Source organism: Acanthopleuribacter pedis, assembly GCF_017377855.1.
Taxonomy (GTDB): domain Bacteria; phylum Acidobacteriota; class Holophagae; order Acanthopleuribacterales; family Acanthopleuribacteraceae; genus Acanthopleuribacter; species Acanthopleuribacter pedis.
This window is the reverse complement of sequence record NZ_JAFREP010000023.1, coordinates 171,785-186,903: the sequence shown is the minus strand read 5'-3', so window position 1 is coordinate 186,903 and position 15,119 is coordinate 171,785. Positions and strand designations below refer to the sequence as shown.

The window sequence follows — 15,119 nt, the reverse complement described above, 5'->3', positions numbered from 1 at the left end:
TGGTTTGATTGGTGTAAAACGGCAAGCCGGGCTGATCGACCAACAAACGCGGCGGGGTCTGATCAAAAACCAGGGCATGCTTAAAGGTGCGCGCGGGTAAAGCGGCATGGGTCGCGCGAAACAGCAAGGTGTTTTCGCCTTCAATCAATGGAACAACGACGGAAAAGGCCCCGGATGGGTCCGGCGTCACGGCGTTGCCGTTGAGGAACAGCACGGAATCGGCGGGCGACAGGGTACCGGCCAAGGTTGCGGTCGGCGTCGCTTGATAGCGGTCATAGGGCTGCAAATCGAGGGAAATAGCGTCCTGCGCAAAAGTAAACAACATGGGCACGGACAAAAAGAGAAAAAGGGCAAGGCGAGGCATGAAAAACTCCAGCTTGCTGTTGTAAATGAGGTAAACGATGGTGAAAAAGAGTGGGTGAGAAAAAACAAATAAAGTGTTTAGCGTGAAATGTTTCGCAAATAATAACGTGAGATTGCGATCATACCACAAATGGGGCATTTTGAATTAAGAAGGCGGTTGGGCGCATTGCGGTCGTGTGCCCAAAAATTCCGGTGAGCCGGCTTGGTGGTAAAGGGCTCGGTGCCGGAGAATCATGCGACCGGTTTGCCGGTGGTTGCCGGCCGTGTGGCGCTTCTGCAGGCGTGGTGTCCATCCGATCACGGTTTTCGTTCAAAAATGATGACTTCCGATTCGAAACCGTTGTCGTAGACCTGGCCGAACACGGCCGATTCAATCGCCTTTACCGCATATTGGTTGAAGTAACTTAGGTAGTGTTCGCGCGTGGTGCGTTTACGCACGCCGACCGCGGTATCGGTTTCGGCGGTCACTTTGCCGTAACGGCTGTTTTTGAGCAGGATGGTGTGGCTGGTTAGCCGGGTTACCTCGGTTGCATAGTTCTTAACCACCTCGGGCTCCATTTCCTGAAACGAGGTGGCGTTGACGAATAATTCGAAGTCGCCCACCAGGGCCGGGAGTTGCCAGGGGCAGATGACCGCCGCACGAAACCCGTTGGCGCGCAATTGTTCCACCCTAATTGGCGCCAGGTCTCGGGTTTGCAAGTAGTTGGCGACCTTGCTCCGTCCAAAAGCGGCCTGCAGGTAATAGGTGGAAACCGCCGCGGTCGGCGGAATATCCACATTTACATAAAAATAATCGCGGGAGGGCGAACGCATGAAAATCTCGCCGAGTGAGCCGTAGCCGCCCCCGATTTCCAGCACGTTGCGGATGGGTTCGGTGTCCACTTTCTTCTTAAGAAAAGCAAGGCACTTAAGGTATCGCAGCATGGCGCAACTGTAGGTGCGACCATCAAATACGAATTGCTCCACCGGTTCACCGACGACCGATTCAAACATGCGATCAAATGCTGGGGCGCGGTCGAGATCGGCCGCGATCACCAGTTCGTAATCGCGACGTGCCTGCTCGTGGCCGTTGATGCGGTCGCGCCACAATTCAGCGAGTTCCGGCATCTTTTTGCCGAAATCATCGATGAGCCCGTCCATCGCCGCGCGGTCCAAATAATAATCGACCGAGCCGTAAATGGGCACGAACATATCGAGTGCACCCCGTTGGCGGCGAAAGTTGTGGTAGCCCTGTTGTTTGAGATCGCGAAGAATCGGCATCATGCCCTGGGCCCAAAATTGGGTGGGTTTAAACAGCTCGGGTGCTTTGGGGACGTCGGCCAACATGGCTTCAAGCAGCGTATCGTCCATGGGATGCTCCCTCCTAACGCAAGCGCGGCATGGGTTTCGCTCTTTTCTCGTGGGAACCGCGAGGCATGAGCCGGTGGATTGGTTTTTTTGCGATTGTAACCGATGAACGGCGGGGCAAGTGCTTTTATCCCAAGAAAAAAACCGCCGTGAACGGGGTTGGGCGTTCGCGGCGGCGTGCGGGTTTCCCCGCGGTTGAGCGGGCAAGGTGCGGTTTTATTAGAGCAGTTCCATGTTGGCGAAGAGTTTGCGGACCAAGGGCTTGCGGTGTTTCATGATCTCGCTGTATTCCTTGCCTTCCAACCGGAGGGCGTAGAAGTACAAACCTTTGCGGTGCTCGAGGTAACCCACCATCCAGCCGACCTTGGTGTCGTCCGGCATGCGGCACAGGCCGGTTTTCCCGCTAAAGCGATAGCCGTCACCTTCCTCCAGAATCATGATGTCCTTCATGGTGGCGGTGGTTTTTTCCCGCAAACCCAGCTCTTGGTTGTAGAACCGGCGCAGAAAAGCAACTTGGTCTACCGGGCTGACGCCGTAGTTGCCTTCAATCCAAAAATAAAAACCGGACGTCAAATTTCCGGGTACCGGGTACTGCCAATCTTTGAGATGTTTGGCAATCACTTTGTTGGTCATGGTATCCGCGAGGGTGCAGTAGTACCAAACAATGGAGTGTTTGAAGGCGAGGGCCAGTTTAGCCTGGTCGGTTCGCCAGCTTTTTCCCCACCAATCCTGTTCGGGGAACTTTTCTGCATCGCGTTTGATCACGGTGTCACGGTCTTTCAACACGCCGGTTTCCAGACCGACCAAGGTGTTGGGGATTTTGAAGGTTGAACAAGGCAGGGTGCCGATGTTGCTTTTGGCGGGATTGTGGATCCAGGTTTGATCGCTGTGCTGTTCGTAAAGAACCAGGGTCGCATCGAACCCGTCAAACAGGGTATCCAGGTTGCTGGGGGCGGGCGGGGTGTTGGTCTCCGGGGCCGGTCCCGCAAAGGTAGCAAGCACAAGCAGGGGCAAGACAAAGCTCATGATTGAAAACTCCAATGTGCAAAAGTTTGTTTATTGAATGAATGGTCTGGGGCCCGTGACAGAGTCTTCAGTTGTGCCAATCTTTCAACTTTTTGCACGCTTCATCCTTGAATCATGCTCGTCACCATTTCCGGGAACGCGATGAGCAGCGCCAAACCAATGAGTTGGATGATGATAAAGGGAATCGCGCCTTTGTAGATTTGGACCGTCTCGACCTCCGGCGGGGCGACCCCGCGTAGGTAAAACAGCGCGAAGCCGAAGGGCGGCGTGAGGAATGAGGTTTGTAAATTCATGCCGACCATGACGCCGAACCACACCAGGTCGATACCGAGCGCCGCCGCGGCCGGTGCCAACAACGGGATGATGATGAAGGCAATCTCGAAGAAGTCGATGAAAAAACCCAATATGAAAATGGTCAGGTTGGCGACGATCAACAAACCAGCCACCCCGCCCGGCAGATTGGTGAGCAGCGCCTCAATCCAAATGTCGCCTTCCAAGCCGCGGAACACCAGGGCGAAGGCGGTGGAACCGACGAGCAGGAACACCACCATCGCGGTCAGTTTGGTGGTGTATTGCATGGTTTCCTTGAGGCGGTCCAAGGTCAGGCGCCCGTTGATTGCCGCAAGAATGACCGCGCCGAGTGCGCCGAGCGCGCCGGCTTCGGTCGGCGTGGCCAGCCCGGTGAAAATGCTGCCCAATACCAGCAGGATCAGCGCCAACGGCGGTACCAATACCAGCGCGACCTGACGGAACAGGGCGGCGCCGCGCACCTCGCGCGCCTCGGGCGGGAGGGCGGGCATGAGGCTGGGTTTAAAGAACGCAACCGCCACCGCGAACAGAGCGTACAGGCCGGCCAGCATCAAACCGGGAATCAATGCACCGCGAAACAGGTCGTTGACCGAGATGCCGAGTTGGTCGGCCAAGACCACCAGCACCACGCTGGGTGGGATGATTTGGCCCAGTGTGCCGGATGCCGTGATCAGGCCTGCCGAAAGTTCCTTGGCGTAACCGTAACGGAGCATGACCGGCATGGAAATCATGCCCATGGCGACCACCGAGGCGCCGACGACACCCGTGGCCGCGGCCAAGAGGGCCCCGACAAAAACGACCGCCAGTCCAAGACCGCCGCGAACGGGGCCGAACAACATGCCGATGGTTTTGAGCAAATCCTCGGCCAAGCGCGATTTCTCCAGCATGGCGCCCATGAAGATAAAGAAGGGAACCGCCAATAGCACGTAGTTCGACATAATGCCAAAATTTCGATTGGAGAGCGCGAACAACAGGTGCCAGTCGAAAAAGCCTGCTTGCACGCCGATAAAGGCAAAAATTAACGAGGTGCCGCCGAGCGCAAAAGCCACCGGGTAGCCGCTAAAAATGAGCAGGAAGGCCACCACGAACATCAGGGGACCGAGCAGTGAATCATCCATGGTCGGCCTCCCGTTCGCGATCGCCGGTGTGGCCCAAAATCACCGCAAGATTTTTGAACAACTCGCTCAAACCCTGAACGGCCAGCAACAAAAAAGCGATCGGCACCATGGTTTTGATCGGGTACCGCGGCAAACCGCCGGGATCGTTGGAAATTTCCCAAACCTTCCAGGAATTGATCACGGAAGGCATGCTGACCCAAATCATCAGGGCGCAGAAGGGAAACAAAAAAATCAACGTCCCGACGACATTAATCCAGGCCTGGGCTTTTTCCGATAGCCGCCCGTAGAGGACATCGACGCGAACATGCTCACCATGGCGCAGGGTGTAGGCGGCGCCCAGTAAAAAGATCACGCTGAACATATACCATTGGAGTTCGATAAAGGCATTGCTGCTGAGATGAAAACCGGTCAGGCGGTCTGTTTTTCGGGCGACGGCGTTCCAGGCACCGATCACGACCATCAACAAAGTCAGCCAGCAGAGGGTTCGGCCGGTCAAATCGGAAAAGCGGTCAATACGGGCGGCGATACGCAAGTAAAGCGGCGGCATGCAAGCCTCCAGGCAGGAAAAAGGCGTCACTCCCAACGCGCGCACAGCTTGCGTTTCTTGCAGATCCGCGGGAACCGCGAGGAATGTGCTGGGTGAAAGGTCCGCGGTATTCTTGCAAACCGGAGCGCTTTAGGTCAAGGAAGGGTGGCGGGTGTGGGCTTATTTGGCGTTTTTTGTCGTCGGACCTTTGCCGGTAATCCTTGCTACAATGGGGCGACAATTACCTAAGAGGCGCGATAAGCGTGCGGGATTTTGGCTAAAGATCTGGAGCGAAATGGTTTGAAAAAAGCGGACGCGCACCCATTGGGTGCGTTGAGCATTTTTTCATGCCGTTGCAGCCCAGAGGTTTAGCTAAAATCACCGCGAGTTATCGTGCTTCTTAGGTATTATCCGAACATCATTAATAAAGGATGCATGTATGGTTTTCCGATCCGCTCAGCCTCCCAGCGAACCCAAAAAGGTTCAAGCCAAAACCGGGCGACGCGCCTTTTTATGGAAGGCGGCCTCCGGCTTGACCGCCGCCGCGCTGGTCACCCACGGGTGTGGTGGCTCGTCGCCCAACGGTCATGCCGATGGCGGTCCCGCCGTTCACACCTCGCCCAAGGTACGCTGGCGCTTGGCATCCAGTTTTCCCCGTGCACTCGACACGATTTACGGGGTGGCCGATACCCTGGCCAAACGGGTTAGCGATCTGACCAACGGGGCCTTCACCATTCGTCCCTATCCACAAGGCGAATTGGTTCCTGCGATGGAAGTGCTCGACGCCGTTCAGCAGGGCACGGTGCAGATTGGTCACACCGCTTCCTATTACTACAAAGGCAAAAATCCGGTCTTGGCTTTTGATTGCGCCGTTCCCTTCGGGCTCACCGCGCGCCAGCAAAGTGCTTGGCTGGTTCACGGCGGCGGCCTGGAGCTGATGCGCTCCGTGTTTGCCGATTTCAACATCGTCAACTATCCCGGCGGGAATACCGGCATGCAAATGGGCGGTTGGTTTCGTCGAGAACTCAACAATGCCAAAGATATCAACGGTTTGAAAATGCGCATTCCCGGACTCGGCGGTGAGGTCATGAGCCGCATGGGCGCGACCGTGCAGGTTCTGGCCGGTGGGGATATTTTCCCAGCCTTGGAGCGCGGTGCCATTGACGCCACCGAATGGGTCGGCCCCTACGACGATGAGAAACTGGGTTTCTACAAGGTCGCCAAGTTTTACTACTATCCCGGCTGGTGGGAACCCGGCCCCAGTTTGTCGTTTATGGTCAATCAAGCCGCGCTTGAATCCTTGCCCGCCCATTATCGCGGTGTGCTTGAGGTTGCCATGGCCGAAGCCGACCACGACATGATCATGAATTACGACCGCAAGAACCCGCCCGCGTTGGCCCGTTTACTGGAAGCCGGGGCGCAGTTGCGGCCTTTTGCGCGGGACATCATGGAGCTGGCGCGCAAGACGTCCTTTGATTTGATGGAAGAGCTGGCAGCCAAAGACGCCGGTTACCGCAAGGTCTACGAGCAATGGTCGGCATTCCGCGATGCGAGTTACCAATGGTTTAATACCGCTGAGACCGAATACGCCGCCTTTGCGCGCCAAATGATGGAATCGAAAGGTTAACCCGCGGTTCTTGCAAGCGTTAAGATCGCGCGGCCTGGACTATTGTGACCCGGCCGCGTGTTGCTTTGCTAAGCGAAAATGGGAACCCAAGGTGTGCCTTTTCAGCTTGGGTGAAATGGAATTGATGAGGAGCATGCATGCGTTTGATCTCTGTGTTGGTTTGTTTGACCGTTAGTTCGTTGTGGGCGCAAAACGAGGTTCGCCTTTCTTACACTCAGGTAACCCCCAACCTTTTTATGATTGAAGGGGTCGGCGGCAATATGCTGTTGTCGCGCGGCAAAGACGGTTTGTTTTTGGTGGACGATCAAGTCGCCTCGGTGTCTGAGAAAGTGGCTGAAACAGTGAAAGCGATTGAGCCCGGCCCGATTAAGTTCATTATCAACACCCACTGGCACCACGACCACACCGGCGGCAACGCCGTTTTCCGCAATGGGGGCACCCTCACGGTGGCCCACCGCAAGGTGCGCGAGCGGATGCAAAAAGAAAACTTTACCCACGCGCTTAATCGCAAAACCCCGCCTTCTCCCGAGGCTGCATTGCCCGTGATCACCTTCACCCGCGAAATGCGGTGGTATTTTAACGATGAGGAAATTCATATTTACCACGTCGGCAACGCCCACACCGACGGCGATTCCATCGTTTGGTTTAAATCGAGCAATGTCATTCACATGGGCGATGTGTTTTTTAACGGGTTGTACCCCTTGATTGATTACAGCAGCGGTGGCACCATGCGCGGCATGATTAAAGCCGTCAAGCGGGTGTTGAAAGATACCGATTCCGAAACCAAAATCATCCCGGGTCATGGGCCCATCGCCACCAAGTGGGACCTGATCCAATACCTGGAGATGCTGGAAGAAGTGGGCCAAAAGGTGCGTTCCATGAAAAAAGCCGGCAAAACGTTGGCAGAAATTAAAGAGGCGGCTCCCACCAAAAAGTGGGACGAAATTTGGGGCAAAAAGTGGCTCAAGCCGGATGAGTTTGTGGCCATCGTTTACAACGCACTTTAGCATTGCGCTTCTTGAAGAAAACGCCCGCGGTTGGGAAAAACAACCGGCGGGCGTTTTTTTGTGCCCGCTTCTCAAGCGCTTCCATCCAACGGTCGATAACCCTGTCAAACTGTTCATGTTTCTCGGAGTTGTTATGTCCTTTGCCACCCCGCGTCGTTTTGAGCGTTTTAATTGCGATATGGCCGTTTGGATTCACCCCAGCGGTGAAACCGAACCTTTGTTGGCCGAGGTCTTAAACATCAGCGGCGGTGGTTTTTTGTGCATTGTTGATCGACCCATGGAAACCCATCAACGCATGGATGTTTCCGTTGAGTTGCCGCAGCGTTCGGAGTTGGTGCCGGTGATTGCCGAGATTCGCCACATCCGCGAGCACGAGGATGGGAATTACCTAATTGGGTTGGAGTTTAAGGAGATCGAAGGCATGGCCGTGCCGGCGTTTATCGCTTACATCGAAGCTATGTTCCTGTAGGGCGGGTTGCTCATGAATGAACTCATGTTGCGTGAACGGATTGAGGATATTCTCAAAACCGGCAACAACAAGTTGTTGCGGCAGTTCTTAGAGCGGGAACTGTCTACCAACCGGCGCCAAATTTTGCCTTTGTTAAGCGAGGTCGTGGTCAACCTCGAGGGTCGGGAACGCTTGACGTTCCTCGAGGCGCTTTTGATCGATTCGGAACCCGACATCATCCCCGTGTTTATTGCCGCCATTCTCAAAGAAGGCAACCAGCTTTTTGCCAAAAGTATGTTGCTGATTTACCGAAACCTGACCCACTTTGAGGCGATTGCCGCGCTGGAGCGCGTGCGGTCGCAGTTGATGCCCGCGCTGCTGCCCGTTGTCGAGAAGGTGATGCTTGTGTTGCGGGGCCGGCACCACCATCGGTTTTTTATGCAGGCCTTTACCGAAGCGCGTGACGGCGGTGAGGCGCTGGACAGCGTTCTGGAGGACATGCTCAAAACGCCCAATCCCGATTACGTGCCTTTTTTCATGGAACACCTGCGCCAGGGCAGTATCCCGCAAAAGTTGGCCGCGTTGCAGGGATTGATACGGGTTGGCGAGGCCGATTTGATCGACGATGTCTTGGTTTTTTTGGCCGATGCCGCCAAGCGCCGCGACCGTTTGGAGAAATTTCGTCGCTTTCTATTGCGTGAACAAGGTTACGCGGAACGGGTTCCCGCCGATTACGCCGCGCTGATTGGGGCCATTGCCGCTTGGGATGACAATCGCCAACAGGCCTTTAAACGCCTGTTGGGCGGCGAGGGGTTCGAGCAGGCGTTGGCGATGGTGCGCGAGAGTTTTGGTTTACAAGAACCCCTTTGGCTTGAGGTGCGGGTTTTTCTCGGTCATGTGCTGGAGGGCGAGCTTCAATTAACCGGGGCGTTATACCGTTTGGGGCGTGCCTTCCAAAGCTGGGCCGACCAACAGCAGGATTTACTTCGGTCGACCTGCCACCTGTTGGGCATTTTACGCAACAGAAGCGGTGGTGAAGACCTGACCCAAAAGATTGAAGATGTGATCCATGAAAACGATCCGCTTCGCCCCGTATTTATGGTGGCTTATCTCAAAGGTTGCCAATCCAAAAACGCCCTAAAATTACTGCAGGCCTATATTAGTTTTCCGCCCGACGACCATGTCTTGTCTGTTTCGCTCGAGGCGCTCGGGTCTTATAAATTAGAACGACTTCCGCCCCAGGTTGTGAACCTGCTCCACGAACACGATGCCCCCGAGATCCACCGTCAAGCCGTCGGGCTGATGATTGATGCCGGTTTCGCCGAGGTCTTGTTCGAAGAGTTACTCATTGAATATGTACCCGCCTTGGTGGCGACCGCGGCGCCGGTGATCGCGGAACGCAAGGTGCCCGAGGGTGAGCTTTGTTTGGCAAAACTCCTTGAGCAGGTTGTCGACGACGAACAAGCCTTGATTCTCATCAAAGCCTTGGCCGCGTTTCCCGCCCCGGAGACGGGCGAGGCGGTTGCGCCCTTCTTTCAGCCGGGAAACCCTGTAGAAATTCGCGACACCGCGCTGTGCACCTTGCTGACTGCCGGCGGGCCGCGGGCTTTTGCCACTATTTTGGAGGTCCTTGAGCTTTATCCCGTCCAAAAGAAAAAGCAGCTTAGCACCGTCTTGATAAAGATGTTGGCCGAGACCGAGCCGGCCCGATACCCCGAGGATTTGGTGTGGAGTATGGCGTTTTGGACCGCCATCCTGATGAATGAACTGGACCCGGAAATCCGCGATGCGACCCTCGCCGTGTTGCGCAAGGTTGACTGGCACGGGGCCCATCATCCCGGCGTGTGGGTGGAAACCTTGCGCGAGATTGCCGAAAACCGCGATGGGTTGTTGTCCCAGCAGGACTGTACCCAATTGCGAACCCTGGCCTATAAAGTTGAGTCGACCCTGGGGCTGCGTCAAGGCGCGGGGGAAGATCGCAAGAGCCTCACCTACATGCTGGACAAGGTGGATGATCCCTGCCACCACGGCAGCGCCGGCGCCTTCCGGCGGCTCAACCTCATGTTCAAACCCCACATGCTTGAAGATTATCCCTACGAATACGAGCGGCTTATCAACATGGTTTTACAGTTTTTGGACCGCAACCAAGGGGTTCCCGAATTGGTCAAGGTCGCCATTGGTTTGTGTGTTCGGGTTGCCGATCCGCGGTTGGTCGAACGGGTTGATCAGTTTTTGGCCGACCCAAACCCGGAACTTGTTCAATTTGCCGACCGCGCCATGTCTTTGCTGCAGCAGCGCAAGGCGCCGCGACCGATTCGATCCATTCACGTTGTGGATGACACCCGTTTGATCACACGAACCCTTAATGCCGTGTTGAGCAAGGCGGGTTATGAAGTCGATATCGATAACTGCCCTCAAGACGCCATGGCTCGCTTAACCCAACGCAATTACGATCTGGCTATTGTGGATCTCATTATGCCGATTATGGATGGGCGTGTCTTTATCCGTGAGATGCGGGAGCGGCGCTTGGCGCCGGACCGGGTCATCGTGATTACCTCGAGCCGCGACGGCTCGGAGCACCAACGGGTGAAAGCGCTCGGCATCGACGGCTTTTTACTCAAGCCGTTTCCGATGGGAAAACTGGTTGAAATGATTGACAATCTCAGTACCGGGAGCAGCTAAAATTCGGTGTATCCCGGCCGGGGAATTGTTTTCGGCTCGGTACTTGCATCGCCAATCTTGTGTCTGCGGATGAAAAACAGCGAATAGCCAATGTTTCCCCACGCTGTTTTTCATTCGAGATCCACCAAACATGGCGATTTATGTCGTCACCTTGTACTCCCTTGTTTAACCCGTGACCCCGTCATGGGTTTTTCTTTTTTTTGGGGCGGGGTATTCGTTTTATCCAAGGGTTCTGCGCAAACACCGATGAAGCGCGGGGCGCCCGGCGCATCACACCCAAAAGGGCAACCCCACTGAGGAAAAAGAATGGGCAATGGAACTGCCTTGTTCAATCCTGGGCGGGAACAACAGCGCCGGTCGTGATAAACGAAACCTCTCATTTATTTCCATGCCAAAATCCACCAGCCATCCTTGCTCCATGTCACACTTTGCGAGAGAATGTGGGTGGTTTCATTTCCGCCTTGGACGGATTCATCGGAGTTGCTCATGTTGCGATTTTTTGGTGTCGGTTGCTTGCTCTTTCTTTTGAGTCTGCCGGTTTTTTCCTATGATCGTGTGACGCCGTTGCGTGCGCGCAAGTACTCCGCTTTCCGGGCCCACAGCATCTTGCCCGAGAATTTTCGCTATGTGATCCACAAAAACGGAAAACACCTTTTTGCCGGATTGGAAGCCGCGCTTGACGTACCCCAGAAAGACGTCACCGTGGAGCGTGTCATGCTCGAAAATCGCAAAATTACCCAACTTGTGAACAAGCAGGCACCTTTTGGGCAGGTGGCCCGTCAAATGGGTTTTGTTTCCGGGCTGGTTGCCGTGCTGGTCGACCCCTCGGAAACCGGTCCCAAACATGTCAACGAGGGTTTTGATTTTTACCTCGACAAAAAACTGGATCGGTTTCATTTTGTGTTTGACGGTTATCCCGGTCCCACCGTTACCGAGGATTGGCTCTCCACCCAGTTACAGGATGTGGTTAAGACGCGGACCCAGTATCGCGACATTCTCACCAAGGGTTATCGTCAGGTGAACGGCAACAGTCGTTACCTTTTTGACGAGCGTCATCCTGTCTTTGGTGTTTGCTCTATCTACTTTTCCAATGTGGCTCGACTCTCAGCGCATCTCTGGTATCATGCATGGGCTGCTGCCGACGGTGACCTCACCCGTACGCCTCTATTGCGCGAAAACCTGTCGCGATTGAAGTAATCCGACCGCGCGGAGCGTCACCGCCCCTCGCCCGCGTGAAACGGCACAGCAATGCTGTGGCATCCGCGTTTGCGCCCGTGGCGGGGATCTGTCTGACGTGCCTCGGTGCTGTATTCTTTTGTGCAGCAGGCCCAGGTGGGTCGGTTTGGCGGCCAATACGATGCGGAGAAAAAAGCGGCATGGCTACACAAGTGAAACGAGCGTTGATCAGTGTTTCCGATAAAGCGGGTATTGAAGACTTTGCACGGGCTTTGGTGGACAAGGGGTTTGAAATTCTCAGCTCCGGCGGCACCTTTCGTCATTTACAGAACGCGGGTTTGTCCCCGGTCAAAGTCGCGGATGTGACCGAGTTCCCTGAAATCCTCGGTGGTCGGGTTAAAACCCTGCACCCACGAATTCACGGCGCCCTTCTGGCTCGCTATGAACTGGACGAGCATCGCCAAGAATTGGCGAATCACAACATTCAACCCATCCAAGTCGTGGTGGTGAACCTCTATCCCTTTGCCAAAACTATTGCCAAGCCCGACGTTACCTTGGCTGATGCAATCGAGAATATTGATATCGGCGGCCCGACCATGGTTCGCGCCACGGCCAAAAATTTCAAGCACCTTTCGATTTTGACCGATCCGGCCGATTACCCCCGTTTCTTGGAAGAGGTTGACGCCTCCGGCTTGCCGAGTTTGGCGTTGCGGCTGCATCTTGCCCAAAAGGCGTTTCAACATACTTTTGCCTACGATCTCAAAATTGCCGATTACCTCGATGGTTTACAAGCGCAAGACGACCAATTGTCGCCGCTTGAGGATCAAGTATTGCCGCCCACGTTCCGTATGAGTGCCGCTCGCGAGGAAGTGTTGCGATATGGGGAGAACCCCCATCAGCGCGCCGCATTCTACCGCGTTGACGGTGCCGCGATGCCCGACTACATGACCCAGCACCAAGGTAAGCAGATGAGTTACAACAACTTGGTGGATATGGAAGCGGCTTGGCGTTGTGTTTGTGATTTCGAACGGCCCACCGCCGTGGTCGTGAAGCACACCAACCCTTGTGGGGTTGCCTGTCACGATGAACTGGAGCAGGCCTTCCGGCGCGCGCGTCAGGTCGATGCAACCTCTTCTTTTGGTGGTGTTATTGCCTTTAACCGGGAAGTGGACGAGGCGACCGCCGCCGCGGTTAACGAGCAGTTCGCCGAACTGGTGATTGCGCCCGCCTTCAGTGAGGCCGCCCGCAAGAAATTCAAGCGCAAGAAGAACCTGCGCGTGTTGCAAATAACCCTGCCCGAGAGCGGTCTGCCCCAAGGGCTGGAAGTGAAACGATTGGATCACGGTTTGTTGGTTCAAGATAAGGATACCGTGCGGATTCCCTTTGGCGATTGGAAGTTGGTTTCCGAGCGAAAACCCACGGATGAGGAACGGGCCGCTTTGATCATGGCCTGGACCATCGTTCCCCACGTGAAGTCAAACGCCATTGTTTATGCCGATGCTGATGGTGCGGTTGGTATCGGCGCCGGCCAAATGAGTCGGGTTGATTCCTCAAAGATCGGTATCAGCAAAGCCGCCGAGGCCGAGCTGGCGATCCAGGGGAGTGCCATGGCGTCCGATGCCTTTTTCCCGTTTCGCGATTCCGTGGATGCCGCCGCCGCCGCGGGGATTACCGCCATTGTTGAGCCAGGCGGCTCTATTCGCGATGAGGAAGTGATCGCCGCCGCCAATGAGCATGGGATTGCTTTGTTCTTTACGGGTACACGTCACTTCAAACACTAGTTGGTCCTCCTTGCGGAAGGCCCCGTGGGAAGGTGATCGTGATGCTGCATTCAGGCGGGACGGTGTTTGGCGGTGATCGACACGGTCCCGTTGTGGGTGAGGTGAAGCAAGGGATAAACAGGCATAAAAAAAAGGAAGTCGCCGAGGCGACTTCCTTACCGAGGAGGAGATTTACAAAGATTGTAATTTTTATGTCTATTCGCGGGGAGAAACGCGAATTCAGAGGGAAAAACTAAGTGTGTGCCGGTAACTTAAACACCTGTATCATTGCTGTGCATCTACGAAATATATCGGCCGAGGTGTGTCAATGTTTAATTAAATTGTGATTTTTTTCACTGGAGAGCCAGAAAAATGTATCTGGATTTGCAAGTATCTGAATTTTAACAGTTTGTTGCGGTGGGTTGCGCGTGTGTTCATGCTGCTGCTCGTGCGAAAAATTCTGAGGACCGACATAATATGCACTTTGGCGCACGCCGGTGCCGGCGTGATCGCGGGAAGCCACGCACCCTGTTTTGTTGTTGATGAAGCGCCGGTGGGAAAGCGCGGCTAGGGCGCGGGGTTTGTCGCGTTTTCCTCGGGTTCGGCCGATCTAAGCTGCTTGCGCATGGTGATTTGGTTCCGCTCGCCCGTTCGTTGGTAACTGAACTGGTCAACCAAGTTGCGGATGATATAAATGCCGAGCCCGCCGATGGGGCGATCTTTGATGTCGCTTTCGAGATCGGGTTCCGGGGTGTCGCTGGGGTTAAAGGCGACGCCGGGATCACATATGGTGGTGACAATCGCATTGTCTTCACGGCTGATTTCGAGCTGAATGTGGTGGCTTCCGTGGGGCAAGCCGCTGTACTTAATAATGTTCGAGACCCACTCTACCAGGGCGAGGTTGAGGGACATCAGGCCGTGTTGGTCCATGCCCTGCTCGCGGCAAAAAGCTTCGACCGCTTCGCTCATGCCGCGAATGGCTTCGAATTCATTGCTTATTTCGAGGGTGGTTCGGGCACTCATTACGCGTCGGTTTCGGAAACAAGCGTGAGGCTGGGTTTGCGGTTTGTTTCAACGAACAAGAATATGAAGCCGCCGAGAATGGGAAGTAACACCAGCGCAACAAGCCACTTCCAGCGTAGGTTGGCAGGGGAAAAGGTTGCGTCCCACCACTTTATGAACCCGAAACCGGTTACCGTCAGCCAGCTAAAAGCAAAAAAGACCCAAAGCGTGGTTTCAACGCCCATGGTTTGCAGCATCGTTAGGGAAAGCCAGATCACCGGACCCAGGGATATTAGTCCGATCGCGGCCAGCATCAAAACGGGGATTAGGTAGGCCAGATCGGAGAACCGGAAGCGTTCTTCCTTCTTTTGCAAAGCGTCCTCCTCAATTCACCCAAACATTATAACCGAAGCCCGAGTTGCTTGGGGACGCTTCCTGGCCGGGTGGTGGTTCCCGAGAGGGACTTGTGTGACGGCCGTGTTTGTGTCGGTGGGGAAATTCACATTGCCGGGGATTTTTGAGAGAAGGGTAAGCTCGCTTACCGATCAGCGGGAAGCAAGGGCAGCCGTTGTTGAAGCAGCGCTTAATGTAAAGGGTTCGCCGTGGAATTGTGCCTCTGGTTACATTCGAAAAAAACGCGCTTACAATAGCGGGTTCTTAAGTTGCTCTCATTGGGTAGCTTGTTGGCTTGGGCGGCGATAACTGTGAAAAATGTAACACTTGCGTAA

General features: G+C 55.0%; 13 protein-coding genes. 6 read left to right on the top strand and 7 right to left on the bottom strand.

Annotated features, from left to right (window positions below):
* From J3U88_RS23000 to J3U88_RS22980, 5 genes are all read right to left on the bottom strand, one after another.
* A partial coding sequence (locus tag J3U88_RS23000; protein ID WP_207861339.1) for a hypothetical protein occupies positions 1–364 on the bottom strand: 364 nt, incomplete at its 3' end.
* Between the two features lie 296 nt (positions 365–660).
* Positions 661–1,713 carry a putative sugar O-methyltransferase gene (locus J3U88_RS22995; protein ID WP_207861338.1) on the bottom strand — a complete coding sequence of 351 codons (1,053 nt, stop codon included), beginning with the start codon at positions 1,711–1,713 and terminating at the stop codon, positions 661–663.
* A gap of 216 nt (positions 1,714–1,929) precedes the next feature.
* Positions 1,930–2,736, bottom strand: coding sequence for a class D beta-lactamase (locus tag J3U88_RS22990; RefSeq protein WP_207861337.1), 807 nt, complete (start codon positions 2,734–2,736; stop codon positions 1,930–1,932).
* Positions 2,737–2,837: 101 nt separating this feature from the next.
* Positions 2,838–4,163, bottom strand: coding sequence for a TRAP transporter large permease (locus tag J3U88_RS22985; protein WP_207861336.1), 1,326 nt, complete (start codon positions 4,161–4,163; stop codon positions 2,838–2,840).
* Complete coding sequence (locus J3U88_RS22980) at positions 4,156–4,710, bottom strand: TRAP transporter small permease subunit (RefSeq protein WP_207861335.1); 555 nt, start codon at positions 4,708–4,710, stop codon at positions 4,156–4,158. Before J3U88_RS22980 ends, J3U88_RS22985 begins: the two co-directional genes overlap by 8 nt.
* 418 nt (positions 4,711–5,128) lie before the next feature.
* On the opposite strand from J3U88_RS22980, the gene J3U88_RS22975 reads away from it, so the two are divergent.
* The 6 genes from J3U88_RS22975 (at position 5,129) to purH (ending at position 13,410) form a co-directional block, all read left to right on the top strand.
* Positions 5,129–6,316 carry a TRAP transporter substrate-binding protein gene (locus J3U88_RS22975; RefSeq protein WP_207861334.1) on the top strand — a complete coding sequence of 396 codons (1,188 nt, stop codon included), beginning with the start codon at positions 5,129–5,131 and terminating at the stop codon, positions 6,314–6,316.
* Positions 6,317–6,453: 137 nt separating this feature from the next.
* Positions 6,454–7,323: an MBL fold metallo-hydrolase gene (locus J3U88_RS22970; protein ID WP_207861333.1), complete on the top strand. Its 870-nt coding sequence runs from the start codon at positions 6,454–6,456 to the stop codon at positions 7,321–7,323.
* Between the two features lie 133 nt (positions 7,324–7,456).
* Positions 7,457–7,792 carry a PilZ domain-containing protein gene (locus tag J3U88_RS22965; RefSeq protein WP_207861332.1) on the top strand — a complete coding sequence of 112 codons (336 nt, stop codon included), beginning with the start codon at positions 7,457–7,459 and terminating at the stop codon, positions 7,790–7,792.
* 12 nt (positions 7,793–7,804) lie between these two features.
* The gene (locus J3U88_RS22960; protein WP_207861331.1) at positions 7,805–10,453 is read left to right on the top strand and encodes a response regulator; all 2,649 of its coding nucleotides are present in this window, start codon (positions 7,805–7,807) and stop codon (positions 10,451–10,453) included.
* 486 nt (positions 10,454–10,939) lie between these two features.
* Positions 10,940–11,650 carry a hypothetical protein gene (locus J3U88_RS22955; protein ID WP_207861330.1) on the top strand — a complete coding sequence of 237 codons (711 nt, stop codon included), beginning with the start codon at positions 10,940–10,942 and terminating at the stop codon, positions 11,648–11,650.
* A gap of 179 nt (positions 11,651–11,829) precedes the next feature.
* On the top strand, positions 11,830–13,410 hold the full coding sequence (gene purH / locus J3U88_RS22950; protein ID WP_207861329.1) for a bifunctional phosphoribosylaminoimidazolecarboxamide formyltransferase/IMP cyclohydrolase: 1,581 nt from the start codon (positions 11,830–11,832) through the stop codon (positions 13,408–13,410).
* Positions 13,411–13,956: 546 nt separating this feature from the next.
* On the opposite strand, the gene J3U88_RS22945 is transcribed toward purH, so the two are convergent.
* Together J3U88_RS22945 and J3U88_RS22940 are read right to left on the bottom strand one after the other, a co-directional pair.
* Positions 13,957–14,412 (bottom strand): ATP-binding protein, encoded by a 456-nt coding sequence (locus tag J3U88_RS22945; RefSeq protein ID WP_207861328.1) that lies wholly within the window; start codon positions 14,410–14,412, stop codon positions 13,957–13,959.
* On the bottom strand, positions 14,412–14,765 hold the full coding sequence (locus J3U88_RS22940) for a hypothetical protein (protein ID WP_207861327.1): 354 nt from the start codon (positions 14,763–14,765) through the stop codon (positions 14,412–14,414). Before J3U88_RS22940 ends, J3U88_RS22945 begins: the two co-directional genes overlap by 1 nt.
* Positions 14,766–15,119 lie beyond the last annotated feature (354 nt).